The sequence below is a fragment of the Rhodococcus sp. ARC_M5 genome (genome assembly GCF_022810405.1).
In the GTDB taxonomy this organism is placed as follows: Bacteria; Actinomycetota; Actinomycetes; order Mycobacteriales; family Mycobacteriaceae; genus Rhodococcoides; species Rhodococcoides navarretei.
Window position 1 is genome coordinate 709,110 of record NZ_JALGQE010000001.1, and the last position, 18,573, is coordinate 727,682.

The 18,573-nt window shown below is 64.5% G+C and carries 18 protein-coding genes and 1 tRNA gene; 12 read left to right on the plus strand and 7 right to left on the minus strand.

What is annotated here, in order from left to right; all coding sequences use genetic code 11:
• Window positions 1–70 precede the first annotated feature (70 nt).
• The gene (locus MTX34_RS03105) at window positions 71–715 is read right to left on the minus strand and encodes a ScbR family autoregulator-binding transcription factor (RefSeq protein WP_243596242.1); all 645 of its coding nucleotides are present in this window, start codon (window positions 713–715) and stop codon (window positions 71–73) included.
• Window positions 716–904: 189 nt separating this feature from the next.
• A complete protein-coding gene (locus tag MTX34_RS03110) occupies window positions 905–1,543 on the minus strand; it encodes a TetR/AcrR family transcriptional regulator (protein ID WP_094613864.1) in 639 nt (212 codons plus the stop codon).
• Window positions 1,544–1,801: 258 nt separating this feature from the next.
• Here MTX34_RS03110 and MTX34_RS03115 point away from each other — a divergent pair.
• The 9 genes from MTX34_RS03115 to MTX34_RS03155 all read left to right on the plus strand — a co-directional run bounded on the left by MTX34_RS03115 (window position 1,802) and on the right by MTX34_RS03155 (window position 10,350).
• A tRNA-Gln gene (locus MTX34_RS03115) sits at window positions 1,802–1,872 on the plus strand.
• Between the two features lie 52 nt (window positions 1,873–1,924).
• Window positions 1,925–3,397: a bifunctional UDP-N-acetylglucosamine diphosphorylase/glucosamine-1-phosphate N-acetyltransferase GlmU gene (gene glmU, locus MTX34_RS03120; protein ID WP_243608406.1), complete on the plus strand. Its 1,473-nt coding sequence runs from the start codon at window positions 1,925–1,927 to the stop codon at window positions 3,395–3,397.
• Entirely contained in the window at window positions 3,394–4,377 is a 984-nt protein-coding gene (locus MTX34_RS03125; protein ID WP_308198140.1) for a ribose-phosphate diphosphokinase, read from the plus strand. The genes glmU and MTX34_RS03125 overlap by 4 nt, the downstream gene beginning before the upstream one ends.
• 218 nt (window positions 4,378–4,595) lie before the next feature.
• Entirely contained in the window at window positions 4,596–5,222 is a 627-nt protein-coding gene (locus MTX34_RS03130) for a hypothetical protein (protein ID WP_243608407.1), read from the plus strand.
• Between the two features lie 18 nt (window positions 5,223–5,240).
• Window positions 5,241–6,437 (plus strand): sensor histidine kinase, encoded by a 1,197-nt coding sequence (locus tag MTX34_RS25935; protein ID WP_243608408.1) that lies wholly within the window; start codon window positions 5,241–5,243, stop codon window positions 6,435–6,437.
• A complete protein-coding gene (locus tag MTX34_RS03140) occupies window positions 6,437–7,096 on the plus strand; it encodes a response regulator transcription factor (protein ID WP_243608409.1) in 660 nt (219 codons plus the stop codon). The genes MTX34_RS25935 and MTX34_RS03140 overlap by 1 nt, the downstream gene beginning before the upstream one ends.
• Before the next feature lie 81 nt (window positions 7,097–7,177).
• Window positions 7,178–7,930 carry an ABC transporter ATP-binding protein gene (locus MTX34_RS03145; protein ID WP_243608410.1) on the plus strand — a complete coding sequence of 251 codons (753 nt, stop codon included), beginning with the start codon at window positions 7,178–7,180 and terminating at the stop codon, window positions 7,928–7,930.
• Complete coding sequence (locus tag MTX34_RS03150) at window positions 7,927–9,306, plus strand: ABC transporter permease (protein WP_243608411.1); 1,380 nt, start codon at window positions 7,927–7,929, stop codon at window positions 9,304–9,306. Before MTX34_RS03145 ends, MTX34_RS03150 begins: the two co-directional genes overlap by 4 nt.
• 183 nt (window positions 9,307–9,489) lie before the next feature.
• On the plus strand, window positions 9,490–10,350 hold the full coding sequence (locus MTX34_RS03155; RefSeq protein WP_243608412.1) for a DUF559 domain-containing protein: 861 nt from the start codon (window positions 9,490–9,492) through the stop codon (window positions 10,348–10,350).
• A 104-nt stretch (window positions 10,351–10,454) separates the two neighbouring features.
• On the opposite strand, the gene egtD is transcribed toward MTX34_RS03155, so the two are convergent.
• The 4 genes from egtD to egtA are packed head-to-tail and all read right to left on the minus strand — an operon-like array spanning window position 10,455 to window position 14,724.
• Complete coding sequence (egtD, locus tag MTX34_RS03160) at window positions 10,455–11,420, minus strand: L-histidine N(alpha)-methyltransferase (RefSeq protein ID WP_243608413.1); 966 nt, start codon at window positions 11,418–11,420, stop codon at window positions 10,455–10,457.
• The gene (gene egtC / locus MTX34_RS03165) at window positions 11,417–12,166 is read right to left on the minus strand and encodes an ergothioneine biosynthesis protein EgtC (protein ID WP_243608414.1); all 750 of its coding nucleotides are present in this window, start codon (window positions 12,164–12,166) and stop codon (window positions 11,417–11,419) included. The genes egtD and egtC overlap by 4 nt, the downstream gene beginning before the upstream one ends.
• Entirely contained in the window at window positions 12,167–13,471 is a 1,305-nt protein-coding gene (egtB, locus tag MTX34_RS03170; RefSeq protein ID WP_243608415.1) for an ergothioneine biosynthesis protein EgtB, read from the minus strand.
• Entirely contained in the window at window positions 13,468–14,724 is a 1,257-nt protein-coding gene (egtA, locus tag MTX34_RS03175) for an ergothioneine biosynthesis glutamate--cysteine ligase EgtA (RefSeq protein WP_243608416.1), read from the minus strand. Before egtA ends, egtB begins: the two co-directional genes overlap by 4 nt.
• A 146-nt stretch (window positions 14,725–14,870) precedes the next feature.
• Here egtA and MTX34_RS03180 point away from each other — a divergent pair, with 146 nt between their 5' ends.
• Window positions 14,871–16,040, plus strand: a complete 1,170-nt coding sequence (locus MTX34_RS03180; protein ID WP_243608417.1) for an aminotransferase class V-fold PLP-dependent enzyme — start codon at window positions 14,871–14,873, stop codon at window positions 16,038–16,040.
• Here the strand turns inward: MTX34_RS03180 and MTX34_RS03185 are convergent.
• Window positions 15,983–16,948: a DMT family transporter gene (locus tag MTX34_RS03185; protein WP_243608418.1), complete on the minus strand. Its 966-nt coding sequence runs from the start codon at window positions 16,946–16,948 to the stop codon at window positions 15,983–15,985. The two genes, MTX34_RS03180 and MTX34_RS03185, sit on opposite strands and share 58 nt — an antisense overlap.
• 73 nt (window positions 16,949–17,021) lie before the next feature.
• Here MTX34_RS03185 and MTX34_RS03190 point away from each other — a divergent pair, with 73 nt between their 5' ends.
• Both MTX34_RS03190 and MTX34_RS03195 read left to right on the plus strand, forming a co-directional pair.
• On the plus strand, window positions 17,022–17,597 hold the full coding sequence (locus MTX34_RS03190; protein WP_243596228.1) for a TetR/AcrR family transcriptional regulator: 576 nt from the start codon (window positions 17,022–17,024) through the stop codon (window positions 17,595–17,597).
• 212 nt (window positions 17,598–17,809) lie between these two features.
• Window positions 17,810–18,493: a 50S ribosomal protein L25/general stress protein Ctc gene (locus tag MTX34_RS03195; protein WP_243596227.1), complete on the plus strand. Its 684-nt coding sequence runs from the start codon at window positions 17,810–17,812 to the stop codon at window positions 18,491–18,493.
• Window positions 18,494–18,573 lie beyond the last annotated feature (80 nt).

Sequence of the window (18,573 nt, forward strand, 5' to 3'; positions counted from 1 at the left end):
GCGATCAACGGTGCGTACCCGGATCGACTCCGAGACGATATTGCGGACTTCGTTTCGAGAAACTCGTGATTTACGGCCCGAAGCGAATGACTCGACGTGCTGCGAATTCGCGGAAGTAGTCGAGCTTGTTGGCAGGCACCAAAGCCGGAAGAAGGTAGTACCAGAGGCGCTCCATGCGCGACGGCAGTTCCTCGGTGGTGGAGGTGGCAACGGCGACCATGTGCACACCCGTGAGAATCTCGAGCACGAGGGATCCGATGGTCTTGGGGTCCGAGTTGGGGTCGATGTCACCCTGCGCGATGGCCTTGGCGGCGAGCTTGTCGAACGATTCGCTCCACCCGGCCATGACGTTGCCCTCGGTCCCCCGGTAGTCGCCGATCTGGTGGCTCAGCCGGAGCATGGCCGAGACCATGGGATCGCTGACCGAGAGGTCGACGACGATGTAGGAGATGCCGATGGCCGCTTCCAGCGCCGGGATGCGGCCGTCGTTGAACTGCTGGCATGCAGTGATCAGGCGGGAATTACCCTCGTCGATGACCGCCCGCGCAAGTTCTTCCTTGGATCCGAAGTGGAAGTACAGAGCGCCCTTGGTGACCTGTGACTGAGAGATGATTTCGCTGAGGCTCGCGTTCGCGTACCCGAGGCGCAAGAATACGTTCGCTGCGCCAGCCAGCACGGTGTCGCGAGTGATTTCAGCGCGAGCCTGCCTGACCATAGGATCCGCCTTCGCAAGTTCAGAACTGCCACTGCGCAAATTACGCCCGAACGGTACCACTGAGTGGCTTTACGTCTTGTGCCAACATGCATCGGTCCGATCGAGAACCCTGCGGGGAGTGACAGAGCTCTCACGGCCGACAAAGGGGACGATACCCCCTCTTTCCCAGGCAAGAGTCGAAACCGAGTCTCATTCCTCGGTCAATCGAGGGTCGGCCTCCAGATTCGTCAGTCCGTTCCAGCACAGGTTGACCACGTGCGCCGCAACCACCTCTTTCGACGGTGTGCGCACATCGAGCCACCATTGCGCCGTCATCGACACCATTCCCACCAAGGCCTGGGCGTACATGGGCGCGAACTCGGGATCCAGTCCGCGGCGTGAGAAGTCCCCGGCCAGCATGTGCCCGACGCGACCGATGGCCTCGTTGAGCAACGACGAGTACTTACCGTCCTCGGCAGCGGCAGGGGAATCACGGACGAGAATGCGAAAACCGTCGGTCCGGTCCTCGATGTAGGTCAGCAGTGCAAGTGCGACACGTTCGACGCGAATCCGCGACCGATTGAGGTCGAGTGACTTGGTGATCATGCCGAGAAGCGTCGACATCTCTCGGTCGACGATGACGGCATAGAGGCCTTCCTTGCCGCCGAAGTGTTCGTAGACGACCGGCTTGGACACGTTCGCACGTCCGGCGATCTCCTCCACCGAGGCAGCCTCGTACCCGCGTTCGGCGAACAGCGTCCGGCCCACCTCTATCAACTGTTCGCGCCGTTGCGTCCCTGTCATCCGGACCCGAGGTGAGCGTTCCTGCTCGGAGGCTGCGCCTGTCATGGAAAACCGCTTCCGTTGCCGACCGTGTGCACTGTCGGACGCCGCATTCGACGCCTTCCTTCACCCTAACCATGCCCGAACCATCCGGTTTCGAGCGTCGGGAGTGCGGGTACGAGAACGGGTCGGGTGGTCTCTATTACGTCGCGGTTCGACTCACCACCACCTCGCGTGCGAGGATCGTTGCGCTCAGTGGGAGCGCAGCGGCAAACGAATGAGTCGTTCGATTCGTCGGCCACTGATGAAACCGCTGGCCGTTTATCCGCCGTGGTGTAATGGCAGCACCTCTGATTTTGGTTCAGATAGTTCAGGTTCGAGTCCTGGCGGCGGAGCGAGCAACATCATTCGTGCATACCGTCTTCGCGTTACCGCCTGAGGAGCTCAATGCCTGTGCAGACCGCCGTGGTCGTTCTCGCTGCGGGTGCAGGTACCCGAATGCGGTCGAAGACTCCGAAAGTTCTGCATCCCCTCGCCGGCCGCACGATGCTCGCGCACGCTCTCCACGCAGCCGCCGACCTCGGCCCCGACCATCTGGTGACCGTCGTCGGGCACGATCGCGAGCGAGTGACCGACGCCGTCAACGACCTCGCGGCCACCTTCGGTCGCACGATTCACACCGCCGTCCAGGATCGCCAGCTCGGCACCGGACACGCCGTCCAGTGCGGCCTCGCAGCCCTTCCCGACGACTTCGAGGGCACGATCCTCGTCACCGCGGCCGATGTTCCCCTGCTCGACGGCCACACACTCAAAGCTCTGCTCGACGAGCATCTGAGCGCCCCGCGGCCCGCGGCCGCAACAGTGCTGACCTTTCTTCCGGACGATGCCAACGGCTACGGCCGCATCGTCCGCACCGACGACGGTGAAGTGGCCGAGATCGTCGAGCACGCCGACGCCACCCCCGCTCAAGTGCTGATCGGTGAGGTCAACTCCGGCGTCTACGCATTCGACGCCGTTGCACTGCGTACCGCCCTGGGCAAACTCAGCACCGCCAACGCTCAGCACGAGCTGTACTTGACCGACGTCGTCAAGATCAGCAAGGCCGACGGCAAAGCCGTCTACGGCACCCAGCTCGCCGATCCCGATCTGGTGGTGGGCGTCAACGACCGCGTCCAGCTCGCGCACGTCACGTCCGTGCTCAACCGCCACATCGTCGAACGGCACATGCGGGCCGGAGTCACCGTCGTCGACCCGTCGACCACCTGGATCGACATCGACGTCACCCTCGGCGCGGACGTCCGCATCGAACCCGGCGTCCAACTCCACGGCAAGACCCACATCGCCGACGACGCCATCGTCGGGCCGGACTCGACCCTGCGTGACGTCGAGATCGGCGAGCGCGCGTCGGTCGTACGAACCCACGCCGAGCAGGCCGTGATCGGACCTGACGCCACCGTCGGGCCGTTCACCTACCTTCGTCCCGGCACGGTGCTGGGCGAAGGCGGCAAACTCGGTGCCTACGTCGAGACGAAGAACGCCACGATCGGCAACCACACCAAGGTTCCGCACCTCACGTACGTCGGCGACGCCACGATCGGGCACCACAGCAACATCGGTTGCTCCAACGTCTTCGCCAACTACGACGGCGTCAACAAGAGCCGTACGGAAATCGGATCCCACGTACGGACCGGTTCCGACTCGACGTTCGTCGCACCCGTGCATGTGGGCGACGGCGCTTACACCGGTGCAGGAACAGTGGTTCGGGACGATGTTCCTCCCGGCGCGCTGGCTGTCTCCGGTGGCAAGCAACGCAATATCGAAGGCTGGGTCATCGACAACAGGCCCGGAACCGAAGCTGCGAAAGCAGCGGCGCTCGCAGATCGTGATCGGCAAGAACAAAAGGACGGCGAAGAGCAGTGACCACCCCTAATTGGATCGACAACCAGAAGAACCTGATGTTGTTTTCTGGTCGAGCACATCCGGAGTTGGCCGAGCAGGTCGCCAAGGAACTCGGAATCGACGTCACCCCGCAGACCGCGCGTGACTTCGCCAACGGCGAGATCTTCGTTCGCTTCGAGGAGTCGGTCCGCGGATCGGACGCCTTCGTGCTGCAGTCGCATCCGTTCCCGCTCAACACCTGGCTGATGGAACAGCTCATCATGATCGACGCGCTCAAGCGCGGATCGGCCAAGCGCATCACCGCGATCCTGCCGTTCTATCCCTATGCGCGACAGGACAAGAAGCACCGCGGCCGCGAGCCCATCTCCGCCCGCCTGGTCGCCGACCTGCTCAAGACAGCAGGAGCCGACCGCATCATCACCGTCGACCTGCACACCGATCAGATCCAGGGCTTCTTCGACGGCCCCGTCGATCACATGCATGCACACAGCCAGCTCGCCGATCACATCCGCGGTAAGTACAGCCTCGAGCACATCACCGTCGTCTCCCCCGACTCCGGCCGTGTGCGCGTCGCCGAGAAGTGGGCCGACTCGTTCGGCGGCGCACCGCTCGCCTTCATCCACAAGACGCGTGACCCGTTGGTGCCCAACCAGGTCAAGTCCAACCGCGTGGTCGGTGACGTCGAAGGCCGCACCTGCATCCTCATCGACGACATGATCGACACCGGCGGCACCATCGCCGGAGCAGTCAAGGTGCTCAAGGAAGCCGGAGCGGGTGACGTCGTCATCGCTGCAACCCACGGCGTGCTGTCCAACCCGGCCGCCGAGCGCCTCGCCAACTGCGGTGCCAAGGAAGTCGTCGTCACCAACACCCTGCCGATCAGCGACGAGAAGCGCTTCGACACGCTGACCGAGCTCTCGATCGCTCCGCTGCTGGCTCGCACCATCCGCGAGGTCTTCGAAAACGGTTCGGTGACAAGCTTGTTCAACGGCAGCGCCTAGTACCCCTGGGTCCTTCCGCAGGCTCCACTCCTAGCACCGCCTGGGTCGTTCCGCAGCCTCCACTCCCGACCTCCAGGTCTGTTTCGCTCGATCCGAAACCCGCCCCGCCCACTCTCCGTCCGCGTCGCATGAACTACGTCACGTCCGTGACCCGAACATGCAGCTCGCGAGACGGGGGTGTGTGGGGCGGGTTTTGTTGTCACCTAAGATGACTCGTCGTGATCGACGCAGACTCTTCCCACGGCCCGACTGGAACTACTACGGTCAGAATCGCCCGATGGACGCCGGGCGGATGCGTCTGGTGCGGTAGCACCGACAGCGTCGAGGACTTCCGAAACGAGCCGCGCTGTGGTCTGTGCCGCGAGAAGGAAGCCGTCATCGACGAGGCCAAGCACTTCATCGGGATGTACGGCCTGCGCCCTCTGGGCGGCACGCTGGCGTCCGAGGACGAGGAGGAGCGCGAATACCGCGTCACCGCTCGGGATGCACGTGAGGTGCTCAACCGTATTCGGCTCGAGAAGCTGCCCGATCCGGCTGCCGTCCGCAAAGCGTTGCGTCCCAGGGCCGCTGCCGCAGGGAACGCACCGGCCTCGCCGGCGTCCGCTCCGGCGAAGGCACCGACGAAGAAGTCGCAGGCCGGTGTCACCGGAATCGATGCGATCGAACTGCAGTCCCGCGTGGAGAAGCTGCTCGGCCAGCTCACCTCCGTCGACGAGCAGATCAGCGCGCTCGACGGCGTGCAGGGCCTGCCTGCACGTGCTCGCATGAAGGATCTCGAACGGCAGCGGACAACCGTGCTGTCCACTCTGGCCGCGCTCGAGAAGGCTCGTCGCCGCACGAACTGATCCACGTAGTCTGATCGAGTGCTACGCAAGCGTTCGATCTCACGGCAGGTGCTCGACGTCACCTACGCCGTCGTCTTCGTTCTTCTGCTGCTGCCGTCAACCCTGAGCGGACCCTACGGCTCTCCCGCCGTGGTTGTCCTGATCGGGTTCGGCCTCGCACTGGCAGTTCGGCGCCGATCACCGCGACTGTCGTTGGCGCTCGCCTGGGTGCTCGCCGTCGTACAGATGGTCGGCGGGGTACTCGACCTCTCGGCCGATACAGCGATCTTCGCGATCCTGTATTGCACGGCCGCGTACGGCGACAACGTGATTCGACGCCTCGGGCTGGCGTCGGCCGTCGGCGGCGGAGTGATCGCAGCGTTGTATCTGGCCTACGTGGACGGCAATCCATTCGGCTCGCCGACCGAAGAGGTCTACCAGGAACCTCGGTTCCTACAGTTCGCCCTACTTCTCGCGGGCCTGTGGGCGATGCTCGGTCTGTCCTGGGCCCTGGGCCGGCTCGCCTACGCGCGCCGCTCGGCCATCGAATCCGCACACGCGCGCGAGCTTGCCGAGGTACATCAGGCCCGCGCCGAACACGAAGTGGCAATCGAGCAGGAGCGCAACCGAATTGCCCGCGACATGCACGACATCGTGGCGCACTCGCTCGCCGTGGTGATCGCTCAGGCCGACGGTGCACGCTACGTGCGCGCCGTGGACCCCGCTGCCGTCGACACCGCACTGACGACCATCTCCGACACCGCCCGCGAGGCTCTGTCCGACGTTCGGGTGCTACTGGGACAGCTTCGGCACAGTCAGGGTGATCTACCGACCCCTGGCCCCGGCGATCTGGAGCGCCTGTTCGATCAGATGCGTGCCACCGGCCTGAACATCGACTCCTCGATCGACCCCACCGAAGTGTCGTTGGGTGCCGGAACGCACTTGGCGCTGTATCGCATTGCCCAAGAATCGCTGACCAACGCCCTGCGGCACGGTGATCCGGACCGACCGGTAACCGTGACCATCGAATCCGATTCTGCCGGCATCGAACTGACGGTGCGCAACAGCGTTCTCCCCGGGCGTGACAGCCCCGAATCCTCCGGTCACGGAGTCGCAGGAATGAAAGAGCGCGCCAGCCTCGCCGGTGGCATGTGCACCGCGACCGGCGACGGCTCGTCGTGGACCGTGACTGCCTGGCTTCCTGCCGCCGGATCGTCCACGAAGGGAATCGACTGATGGCCGATCGAATCAAGGTGGCGCTGGTCGACGACCAGCAACTGTTCCGGGCGGGCATTCGCATGCTCATCTCCTCGCAGGCCGATCTGGAATTCGTCGGCGAGGCGGGTAACGGACGAGAAGCCGTCGAGCTCGCCGCGTCGGCGACTCCGGACGTGATGCTCATGGACGTCCGGATGCCGGTGCTCGACGGTATCGCCGCGACCGAGCAGATTCTGGCTGCCTCCGATACTCCTCCGCGGATCCTGGTCCTGACGACGTTCGACCTCGACGAGAGTGCGGCACGGGCGATTCGTTCGGGGGCAAGCGGATTCGTACTCAAGGATGCGGACCCGGAATTCCTGCTCGCCGCGATCCGCACGGTGCACGCGGGTAATTCGGTGATCGCCGCGTCCGCGACGACGGGTTTGCTGGCTCATTTCACGCCGACGCCGGTGGTGCCGAAGGTTCCGGGTGCGTTCGCCACGCTCACTGCGCGGGAGAAGGAGCTCTTCAGGCTCACCGCCCGCGGGTTGAGCAACTCGGAGATAGCCGAGCTGGAGTACCTGAGCGAGGCGACGGTGAAAACGCACATCAGCCGCATATTCGCCAAGCTCCATCTGCGTGATCGGGTGCAGCTGGTGGTCTACGCGTTCGAGCACGGACTCACTGGGGACTGACACCGAAGTCATTCTGCAGATGTACGAGGCGAAGACTCGCGCCTGATTACTCCGGTCCGCCGAGTTCATAGCGTTGTGGACATGACGACAACACATCCCCCGGTCGCCCGGGCATTTCAGGTCAGCAAGTATTTCGGCGACTCCTCCAATCCGGTGAGCGCCCTCGACAACGTGTCTCTCGATATTCACAGCGGACAGTTCACTGCCATCATGGGTCCGTCCGGTTCCGGAAAATCGACCCTGATGCATGTCATGGCGGGCTTGGACAACGCCAGTTCAGGTCACCTGATGTTGGCCGGTGCAGACATCACCTCGGCGAACGACGACGCTCTGACGACGTTGCGGCGCAAGCAGGTCGGCTTCATCTTTCAGTCCTTCAATCTCGTCCCCACCCTCGATGTTCGGGGCAACATCCTGCTGCCGTTCGAGCTCGACGGCCGTGCGCCCACAGCGCAGGAGTCGGCATGGATCGAGCAGCTCATCGATACCCTCGGACTGCAGGAGCGGGTGAACCACCGCCCGCATCAGCTCTCGGGCGGGCAGCAACAGCGCGTTGCGATCGCCCGCGCGCTGGGCACACGGCCGCATCTGATCTTCGCCGACGAACCCACCGGCAACCTCGACTCCCGCACCGGCCGTGAGGTTCTCGGCCTACTCGCTGCAGCGGTGCGCGAGTACGGCCAGTCGATCGTCATGGTCACCCACGACCCCATCGCGGCCAGCTACGCCGATCGCATCGTCTTCCTCGCCGACGGGCACATCGTCGACGAGCTGAGACGTTCCAGTGCGGAGCAGATTTCGAGCTACATGCTGGGAATGGAGAGCGTCCGATGAGTGCGTTGACTTCTGCTCGGGCGTCGAAAGAGCACGGTGCCAGCATTCTGGTCACCTCGCTGGCGTCGTTCTTCGGTGTGGTCTTGATCCAGGCCACGGCGTTTCTCGTCGATATCTTCGGGGACGCCGACGGTGCAGCCGTCACTGCGCTGTACAGCGTGGCGCTGGTGTTCATCGGCCTCGCGTTGTACGTCGCGGCGGTGGTCACCTCGAACACGTTCGCGACGATCGTCGCGGGGCGCACCCGCACCATCGCACTACTTCGACTGCTGGGAGCCCGCTCTCGAGACCTGCGCCGATCGGTAGCACGCGAGGGCCTCGTCGTCGGATTGTTCGGTGGCGCAGTCGGTATGGTCCTCGGCGTCGGCGCGAGTCACCTGGCCCGGGCCGTTGCGGTCTCGGCCGGTCAGCTGCCGGACGTGCAGTACACGTCCGTTCAACCGCTGGTGATCCTGCCGGTTGTCATCGTGGTGCTGACGACGACGTTGGCGTCGTACATCGGATCCAGAAAAGTCCTGGACGTGACGCCTGTCCAGGCAACCGGAGGTGCCGTCGACACGGGAGTGGAGGCCCCGCGGTCACGTCGTGTCAGGACGGTGTTGTCGATCGTGCTGATCGCCGGCGGAACAGCGCTGCTCGGGCTCGGGATCTTGGTCGGGATGCTCAACCCGGGCGGTGTTCTGGTCGCCTTCCTCGGTGGTGTCGCGTCGTTCACCGGGATCATGGTCGGTGCCTACCGAATTCTGCCCGCGACGCTGAAGGCGGTAGGCAGACTGTTCGGCCGCGGACCAGCGGCGAGATTGGCCTCGGCCAACGCAATTCGCTATCCGGATCGCAGCACCCGCACCGCGGTGGGATTGCTGATCGGGGTGACGTTGGTGACGACGTTCGCGGTCGCGATGTACAGCTACCGGTCGATGCTCGTCAACGAGTTCGACGAAGCATCGGTCGACCAGGTCCTCACCGTGACGGTGGGAATCATGACCGGACTGATCGGGTTCTCGGCTGTGATCGCGGCGGTCGGGATGGTGAACAATTTGCTGCTGAGCATTCTGCAGCGCACCCGAGAGATCGGTCTGCTCCGCGCTCTCGGATTCACCCGCAAGCAGATTCGGGCGATGATCCTCTCGGAGAGCAGCCAGATGGTGGTCGCATCGATGGGCTTCGGTCTGATCCTCGGCATCGTCTACGGCTGGGCCGCAGCACAATCGCTGCTGGGTTCCCTGGATTCACGCGGGCTCACCGCACCCACCCTTCCGTGGGCCGTCATCGCCGGAACGGTGTTGTGCGGTGGCCTCCTCGCGCTCGGTGCGTCACTGACACCGGCGCGACGTGCGAATCAGATCTCGCCGGTCGTTGCGCTGGCGGATGCTTGATCGCGAGGCTTCGGGCAGGGTTGCGCACTACCGACGCCGATCGACGGGATGCCGTCGATCGGCGGTCGTAGCGTGCACTGGTGCCCACTCTGCCGGGCATTGCCTGTGGATAGCGTCATCGAGTTATCCACAATTGCGAGATTGCCACTGTTGCAGGGTCTCCATAACCGCAACGGTGTACCAATGGGGGTTTACACGGTGCAGCAATTGGTGGCGCAAGGGCTCAGTACGAGCACGATTTCGAGGCGATCGCAGTCGGGCGAACTCGTGCGCCTACTGCCGAAGGTCTACGCGACTGAGAAACCGGACTACTTCGACCTGTGCACCGGTGCGACTCTGTGGAGACCGGATGCCGTGCTGAGCCACGAAAGTGCGGCCTGGTTATGGGGGCTGATCGACTACGAACCGCGTCTCGTCTCTGTCACGGTAGCCCCGAACACCCAGTCGAGGTCGGTGCCCTGGATTCGAATCCATCGCCGACGCCTCCTGCTCGATGCCGTACTCCACCGAGGCCTGCGAGTCGTGTCACTGGAACAGACATTCGTCGACGTCGCGACCTCGTTGTCGCCGCCCGATCTCGAGAAGTTCTTCGACAACGCCATCGACCATCATCTGCCGTGGCGACGGGTCGCCGAATTGTGTGACACGGCGAAGGGAATGCACGGTATGGCTGCCGTCCGGAAGCAGCTTCGAACATGCTGCCCGAGAACACAATCCGAGCCGGAGCGCGTGGTAGCGCGGGCGTTGAGGGCTCGCCACTTCACAATGGAGATCAATGCGCGCGTAGGAAAGTTCTACGGCGACCTGGTCGACTTTTCCGCACGAGTCATAGTCGAAATCGATGGCCGAGAGTTCCATACGGATCCCGCCACGTTCAACAACGATCGTCGACGGCAGAACGAGTTGGTGCTCGACGGCTGGTTGGTGCTGCGATACTCGGCAGCGACGGCACTTGCGGACCTCGATCGCGTCGTGGACGAAATCATCACCGTGGTGCGGCGTCGCCGAAAGTCGATCGCGGCAACGGACCGTCGACTCCCGTGAACGCGCGGATGTGGCGGGCAGGGTTGCGCACTACCGACGCCGATCGACGGGATGCCGTCGATCGGCGGCAGTAGCGTGCACTGGTGCCCACTTGGCGCGAGCTACTAGACCTTGCGCGCGAGGATGAGCGCGAAGCGGGAATCTGCGTCGGACCACAGATGCTCGACGTCGAATCCCGCTGCGGCGAGTTCTTCGGTGATGCCTTCCGGTCGAAACTTCGCCGAGATCTCGGTGCGCAGTTCCTCGCCCTCATCGAAGTGCACGTGCAGATCGAGATCGGTGAGGTACACCTCCTGCGCCGACGTGGCGCGGAGCCGCATCTCGATCCACTCCTGCTCGGCGTTCCACAGGGCGACGTGCTCGAACGCATCGACATCGAAGTTCCCACCGAGCCGAGAGTTGATCACCGACAGCACGTTTCGATTGAACTGCGCAGTCACCCCTGCGGCGTCGTCGTATGCCGGGACCAGCACGTCCGGGTCGATGACCAGCCCGACACCGAGCAACAGGTACTCGCCCGAATCCAGGGCACCGGCGATAGCCCCCAGGAACTCGTCGCGCTCCTCGGGAATGAGGTTGCCCAGGGTTCCACCGAGGAACGCAATCGTCCGCCGAAGGCCGTCCGGCAGATTGCTCAGAGTGTCGGTGAAATCGCTGACGATGCCGCGCACGTCGAGGGCGGGGAACTCCAGCGAGAGCTGCTCGATTGCACCTTCCAGCGCCGTGACCGATACATCCTGCGGCACATACGTTTGCAATGAGCCATGCTTGACCCCGGCCGCGAGCAGGATCTTCGTCTTCTCCGATGAACCCGAGCCCAGCTCGATCAACATCGTGGATTCGGTTGCCTCGGCGATATCGAGGGCATGTTCTTCGAGCAGTGCCCGCTCGGTTCGGGTCGGGTAGTACTCCGGCAGGACGGTGATCTGCTCGAACAACTCGCTGCCCACGGCGTCGTAGAAGTACTTGGGCGAGAGCCACTTCGGATCGGATGTGAGCCCGTCCCGCACGTCCTTGCGTAATTCGTCCACCAGTGCCGTGTCTGCGAGGTGTACCTCGACAGTGCTCATCTGTGCTCCTCTTCATCGAGACGGGAAACGGTGAAATCCGATGCCGTGGCGACGACAAGACTGCGGTCGTCGATGGGCGTCCAGTCGGAGTGGTCGTCGGTGGGTTCGGACGCAATAGTGACGGCGTCGCCGGAACTGCGGACGGACAATGCGTGATGCACTGCGGTGGCGTACAGGTTTTCCCCATCACCGAGGAGGAAGTTGAGCCTGGAGCCCGGCGCCCGCGCTTCGATGCGCCGCACCAAAGTGGCCAGGGCCACTGCCGGCTCCAGGGTTGCGAGCAACTGCCGCAACACTATCCAGACAGCCGCTGCGTCGGTCGGAGCCGGCAACGTGAGTGCATCCTCGGGTGGTACCTCGGACCACAGATCGGTCAGCGAGTATGGCCAGCCGCGGACCACACCGTTGTGACTGAATGCCCAGCGGCCGTCGGTGAACGGGGCGCAAGCCGAGCGTTCCACCGGCATTCCCACCGTGGCCGATCGCACCGCGGCGATCACCGACGTCGACTCGAGCTGCGGCAGAACGTCATCCACTGCCGGGTCGGTCCAGATGGGCATGGGATTGCGGTAGCTGCGAACGGAACCGGCCTGCCACCAGGCCACACCGAATCCGTCGGCGTTGATGGTGCCGCCGCCGCGCATGTCGTCGGGGGCATACGACTGCACACGCAGGCTGTGATCGCCGTCCGTGAGCACTCCCCCGACGGAGGTGCGAGGGCCGAGATACCCGAGGTGACGGCACATTCAGCTGGGCTCGACGTCGCGGGCCAACCGGAACCCACTGAAGATCTGCCGGCGAATCGGATGGTCCCAGTTGCGGAACGTGCCTCGGCACGCCACCTCGTCGGTTCCGAACGAGCCGCCGCGCAACACCTTGTAGTCGCCGCGAAGAAACACCTCGGAGTATTCGGCGTAGGGGAACGCCTCGAAGCCGGGGTACGGCTCGAAGTCCGAGGACGTCCACTCCCACACGTCACCGATGAGGTGATGCACACCGGAGGGGGAGGCACCGTCGGGATACGCACCGATGTCCGCCGGTTCCAGATGCCGCTGATTCAGATTGGCATGTGCAGCAGTGGGTTCGGCGTCACCCCACGGGTACGCCCGGCTGGTGCCGGTCGCGGCGTCGAAGCGCGCGGCCTTCTCCCACTCGGCCTCCGTCGGCAGACGCTTACCTGCCCAGCGGGCGTAGGCGTCGGCCTCGAACCAGCTGACGTGCACCACAGCCTGATGCGGGCGCACCGGCTTACGCACGCCGAAGCTGCGACGCCACCACGTGCCGTCGGAATCGGTCTCCCAGAACTGAGGAGCCGTCAGATTCGCATCGACGCGATGTTGCCAGCCCTTCTCGGTCCACAGTTCACGGCGTTCGTAACCGCCGTCGGCGATGAAATCCGTGAACTGCGCGTTGGTGATCGGGGCTCGGTCGATGGCGAACGTCGGTACGTGCACGGCATGAGCCGGGCGCTCGTTGTCCAGTGCCCACGGGTCGAGCGAGGTCCCCATCGAGAACGGGCCACCGGCGATGACGGCCTCACCCGACACCGGCACCGTGGAGGCAGGCGGAGCAGGAGCCGTCAGAACCGCAGGCCCGACGCGCAATTGATGGGTCGCGAGCATGGTCTCGTCGTGCTGCTGTTCGTGCTGGGCAATCATCCCGAAAGCAAAACCGTGCTTCTCGACGGGCCTACCTTGAAACGTACTGCGATCCAACACGTCCCAGGCCTTGTCGCGGACGGTCTGCACATAGACGCGCGCCTCGTCCGGAGTGAGCATCGGAAGCGACGTGCGCGACGAACGCGAGTGCTTGAACGCGTCGTACAGCTCGTCGATATCGGGACGCACCGGATCACGACCGCCGACGTCACGGACGAGCCAGAGCTCTTCCTGACTGCCGATGTGCGCGAGGTCCCAGACCAGCGGACTCATCAACGGCGAATGCTGTGCCATCAGTTCGGTCTCGTCCACACAATCGGTGAGTGCCGCACTGCGGGCACGACTGCGAGTGAGGACCGTTTCGATCCTGCTCCTGAGTTGTTCGGCGCTCACACCGATTCCTTTCGATTCCGAAAATCCGGCGATGCCATATCGAATTCACTGGGAGGCTCGCCTGAACTGCACCGGCGAGATGCCGCAGCGAGGTGATCGGAGTACTCCCCGCCGACCTCCGCTGCGAGATCGAGCAGTTCGGTTGCGGCAGTGCGAAGATCGCGATCTGCCAGCCCGACGCGAGCCGCGTCGAGCCAGCGTCCGGCCGTCCCAAGTCCGATCTCGGTGGCGCGAGCCACCAGCTCGGGTGTGGACAGCAACGCCTCGAACGCGGCTGCGGGAACCACCCACTGGCCGTCCGGCTGGGTGTCGAGATAGCGAATCTCGAAGTAGCCGCAGGCGCGCACCCGAGGGAACAAGGTGGTCAGGTGATAGTCGAGATCACCGTGAGTCGCTGTGCGGCCGACGATGTCGGGATCGTCCAACCACTGAGCGAACGTGGTGCCCGCCGGCGCTTCCCAGTTCTGCGTGGTGCCCTGGATGCAGAGCAGTGGCACGTCGAGTGCCCAGCTGGCATAGTCCGCGATCGGGTCACCGGTGTTCGGTACCGCAGTTCTACTGGAATCCGTTCTGCTGGAGTCCAGTTCGAGCCACGTCCGCATGCGCTGGGATGCCCACGCTCCATCGGGAGCTCCGGCGAGTTCGGGCGAGCGCGCGAAGGCAGCCACGAATGCAGGGCCGATCACGTGGAGCATCCGCCAACGCGCGGCAACGTCGGCGCGATCCCGGCCGGCGTCGACGCTCACCTGTGTCGCTGCGGTGTTGCACATCATCAGCTTGCCGTACGGGCCGATGGTGGTGAATCGGCTTTCCATCGCGCAGTACCGCGGCAGGGCGAGAAGCCGTTCGGGGGCGCGAGTCGCGTCGGCCGGAACAGCGAGGATGTCGATGCCGGAGCCGTTGAGCATCTCGCGCAACAACCGGGCATCCGCGTCGAGCATCGGCGCGAGATCGGAAACGGATGTATAAGGCGAACTGGACAATTCGACTTGGCCGCCGGGTTCGACGGTGACGATGCTTCCGCCCGGCAACGCCTGGGCGGGCGACTCGGGAGCGATACTGCGCGGGGAATGATCACCGAGCGCGGCTGCGAGCGCAGAAAGGGTGGGACGCGTTCCGTCGTCGAGGGCGGTGAGCCACTCGAGTTCGGCACCGATCAGGGCCGGTGGCCCCAGCTTGAAACACACCTTCGACACGTATGCCTCTGCTGCCGGGCGTGAGCTCAGCTCGAGGGACTTCTCGTTGGACGACACTCATTCCTTCTTTCCGCACTCAACACGTTCTTCGCTACCGAACGTACCCAGCTGCGGGGATCGAAAACGCCGCGATCCCGCGCCCTGTCGAGGCTACCGATTGTGGAACTCTGGTGCCCGAGAGTTCGCTACCGAAAGGACCACCGATGCTCGATCACGACCGCATTCGACGTGACACCCCCGGTGCGTCAGGCCGGGTGTTTCTCGACAGCGCCGGGTCCTCGTTGCCCCCGACCGTCGTCCTCGATACCGCGATCGCACATCTGCGGCGAGAAGCAGAAATCGGTGGCTACCGGGCCGCGAACGAGCGGCTCGACGACCTCGCAGCCGTCAAGACCTCGATCGGAAATCTGATCGGAGCCCCGGCGTCGAGCATCGCACTGAGTGATTCTGCGACGCGGGCCTGGACGGACTTCTTCTACTCGGTACCCCTCTCCCCTGGTGATCGGATCCTGCTGTGCGAGGCCGAGTACGCCAGCAATGCCATCTCCGCACTCCACCGCGCCGAGGTCACGGGCGCGACGGTGGAGATCGTCCCGAGTGACGGGTCGGGACGGATCGACGTCGACGCGCTGACAACCATGCTCGACGACCGCGTGAAACTGGTCTCGGTGGTACACGCGCCGACCAACGGGGGCCTGATCAACCCTGCTCGTGCCGTCGCAGATCTCGCGCACCGCCACGGGGCTCTGGTGCTGCTCGACGCCTGCCAATCCATCGGGCAGATGCGCGTCGACGTCGAGGAATTGGGCGTCGATGCGCTCTCCGCCACCGGTCGCAAATGGCTTCGCGGCCCCCGCGGAACCGGCTTCCTGTACCTGCGTCCCGGATTGGCGTCGACGCTGCATCCGCCGGCCCTGGACCTGCACAGCGCCCAATGGGTCGACCGACAGACGTATCGAATGGCCGACGACGCCACGCGATTCGAGTTCTGGGAATGCGACGTCGCGGCCAGGCTCGCGCTCGGTGCTGCCGTCGACTATCTCCTCGAGCTCGGCGTCGACCACGTCGAAGAAGCAGTTGTCGAACGCGCCGAATACCTACGTGCCGGGCTCGGACGAATTCCCGGAGTGACAGTGCGGGACCTCGGCGATCACAGGAGTGGCATCGTCTCCTTCACCGTCGACGGCGAAGATCCCGTGGCCGTGCGCGACCGACTCTCCGACAGCTCGGTGACGGTGACGGTCAGCCACCGGGGCTCGACGCGAGTGGACATGGAGGGCCGGGGACTCGACGCCGTCGTCCGCGCGTCTCCCCACTATTTCGTCACATTCGCCGAACTGGACACGATGCTCGCTGCGCTCGCACGTGAGTGACACTTCGTAGCAGGGTCGGCAGGAGTGGAGCCGGCGGAACGACCCGTCGAACCGTCGCTCACATAGGCAGCCACACCGATTGCAGAAACCAGGAGTCCACCGATTCCGAGCCAGGTGATCGCGTCGCCGAACATCACGAATGCCCACAGCATGGTCGTCGGCGGGGTCAGGTAGAGCAGCACGCTGGCGCGAGTCGGTCCGTTGCGACGCACGACGAACAGGTACGCGCTGTATGCCCCGAAGGTCGAGAGCACGACCGTCCAGGCAACAGCCGCGAGAAAGCCCGACGTCATCGGCGGTGCGACGTCTCCGGCCAGCGCACTCCACGTCATGAATCCGACTGCGCTGATGGAACATTGGATGGCCATTGCCAGCGCGATCGGCTCCTTCGGTGCCAGCATCCGTTGACCGATCGTGCCCACCGACAGCGCCAGCATCCCCGCGGCGGGGAGTAGGTAGACCGGCCACGCGAGATCGGCACCGGACATGTCTCCGACCACCACCAACGAGACACCCGCGATCCCGACGACGAGTCCCAGCGTCTGCCGGCCGCCGACGCGTTCACCGAACATCCTGCTCGACGCCATCGCGACCACCAGGGGCTGCAGCGCGGCGATCAGGGCGGCGACGCCGGGTGGCACGCCCATCCCGATGCCGGTGATCGTGGCACCGAGGTAGAGGAACTGGCAGAACAGGCCGATGACCGTGTGGATGCGGACCGCATGCCAGGTGGGCGTCAGGTGCCGGTATCCGCACCAGGCGATCAGCAGCAGTGCAGCGGCAAGGTATCGCCAGGCCAGCAGGGTATGAGCGGGCGCTTGGGCCGTACCGAGCTCGCCACCGATGAATCCCGAACTCCACAGCACCACCAGGGCCGTACCCGCGATGACGTCGACATTTGCTTTCATGAATCGATGTAAACATACAGGTCTGTATACTTGCAGTGCACCTACCGCTGACCAGCGCTTTCGAAAGGTCGTCATGCTCGACAAGCCGCTCACCCCCGCAGGGGAACGCATCCTCACCGTCGCCAGCGAGCTGTTCTACGCCCGCGGCATCCGCGCCGTCGGAGTCGACCTCATCGCCGAGGAGGCCGGCACCACGAAGAAGACCCTGTACGACCGCTTCGGCTCGAAGGACGGCCTGGTACAGCACTACCTCACCCGCCGATACGGCCTGTGGTGCGATCACGTGACGCAGTACGTCGAGTCCCTCGAGCCCGGCGACGCGCGCATCCTCGGGGTGTACGACGCACTCGACCTGTGGATGCGCGACAACCATCGCGGCTGCGGATTCGTCAATGCGTTCGCCGAGTTCGGCGGCACCGACAGTCCGGTGGTCGCGATCATCGAGTCGGAGAAGAACTGGACGAGATCGTTGTTCGCGCGACTGGCCGCCGAGGCCGGATACCCCGATGCCGAGCAGCTGGGAACCCGACTGTCGGTAGTGCACGAGGGTGCGGTGGTGATGGGGACGGCAGGTGGCCGAGACGATGCGGTCTCCGTGGCGCGCGGCATAGCTGCCGAGTTGCTCGCTGCGCTCGCACGTGCACGGTAGTTCGTAGCAGGGGTCGAACTTCCGCGCACATGACCTGGTCGTGTATTGTCTTCCAGGTTGTCTCGGCGAGGGTAGATCCGATGAATTCCGGATCCACCGTTATCGACGCGGCTCGGCCCCGTTGGCCGCGCTCGTTCGTGTCCGCCCCGACGAGCTTGACCGCCCGACGAAGTACGCCGCACGAACCACTTTTATCAGGAGCATTCAGCACCATGGCATCGAAGGTAAACAATCTCACCGCGCAGGTCCGCACCGAATTCGGCAAGGGCGCGGCTCGCCGCACCCGCCGTGACGGCCAGGTTCCGGCCGTTCTCTACGGACACGGCACCGACCCCCAGCACCTCGCGCTCGACGCTCGCGCGTTCGCAGCCGTGCTGCGTAACGATGGCACCAACGCTGTGCTGACCCTCGACATCGACGGCAAGTCGCAGCTGGCACTGACCAAGTCGATCGTCGTGCACCCGATCCGTCGCAGCATCGAGCACGCCGACCTCCTCGTCCTGAACAAGGGCGAGCGCGTCACCGTCGAGGTCAACATCATCGTCGAAGGCGATGCCGCTCCGGGCACCCTGGTCGTCACCGACTCTACGTACATCGAGATCGAGGCCGACGCTCTGGAGATCCCCGAGAACTTCGTCATCTCCGTCGAGGACGCCCAGATCGACACGCAGTACTACGCGAGCGATGTCCAGCTGCCTGACGGTGTCACCTTGATGTCCGACCCCGAGCAGCTGCTCGTCAACGTCACCGAGGCACCGTCCGAGGAAGAGCTCGAGGCCGAAGGCGAAGGCACCGAGCCGATCTCCGAGGAAGGCGAAGCCGAGACTCAGGAAGAGGCGGAGAGCCACGAGGGTTCGGACGAGGACAGCAAGGACAGCAAGGACAGCGACAGCTGATCTCGCTCCGCGAACCGCGTACGACGCGCTGCTCCCACGCCGGGTGCAGCGCGTCGTTCGTTTCGAATGACCGATGAGAG

Coding starts and splice junctions, on each gene's coding strand:
- MTX34_RS03105 (WP_243596242.1), bottom strand. CDS start 715: ATGGTCAGGCAGGCTCGCGCTGAAATCACTCGCGACACCGTGCTGGCT.
- MTX34_RS03185 (WP_243608418.1), bottom strand. CDS start 16,948: ATGAAAGCAAATGTCGACGTCATCGCGGGTACGGCCCTGGTGGTGCTG.
- MTX34_RS03140 (WP_243608409.1), top strand. CDS start 6,437: ATGGCCGATCGAATCAAGGTGGCGCTGGTCGACGACCAGCAACTGTTC.
- egtC (WP_243608414.1), bottom strand. CDS start 12,166: ATGTGCCGTCACCTCGGGTATCTCGGCCCTCGCACCTCCGTCGGGGGA.
- MTX34_RS03150 (WP_243608411.1), top strand. CDS start 7,927: ATGAGTGCGTTGACTTCTGCTCGGGCGTCGAAAGAGCACGGTGCCAGC.
- MTX34_RS03190 (WP_243596228.1), top strand. CDS start 17,022: ATGCTCGACAAGCCGCTCACCCCCGCAGGGGAACGCATCCTCACCGTC.
- MTX34_RS03180 (WP_243608417.1), top strand. CDS start 14,871: ATGCTCGATCACGACCGCATTCGACGTGACACCCCCGGTGCGTCAGGC.
- egtD (WP_243608413.1), bottom strand. CDS start 11,420: ATGAGCACTGTCGAGGTACACCTCGCAGACACGGCACTGGTGGACGAA.
- MTX34_RS03155 (WP_243608412.1), top strand. CDS start 9,490: ATGGGGGTTTACACGGTGCAGCAATTGGTGGCGCAAGGGCTCAGTACG.
- MTX34_RS03145 (WP_243608410.1), top strand. CDS start 7,178: ATGACGACAACACATCCCCCGGTCGCCCGGGCATTTCAGGTCAGCAAG.
- MTX34_RS03110 (WP_094613864.1), bottom strand. CDS start 1,543: ATGACAGGCGCAGCCTCCGAGCAGGAACGCTCACCTCGGGTCCGGATG.
- glmU (WP_243608406.1), top strand. CDS start 1,925: ATGCCTGTGCAGACCGCCGTGGTCGTTCTCGCTGCGGGTGCAGGTACC.
- MTX34_RS03195 (WP_243596227.1), top strand. CDS start 17,810: ATGGCATCGAAGGTAAACAATCTCACCGCGCAGGTCCGCACCGAATTC.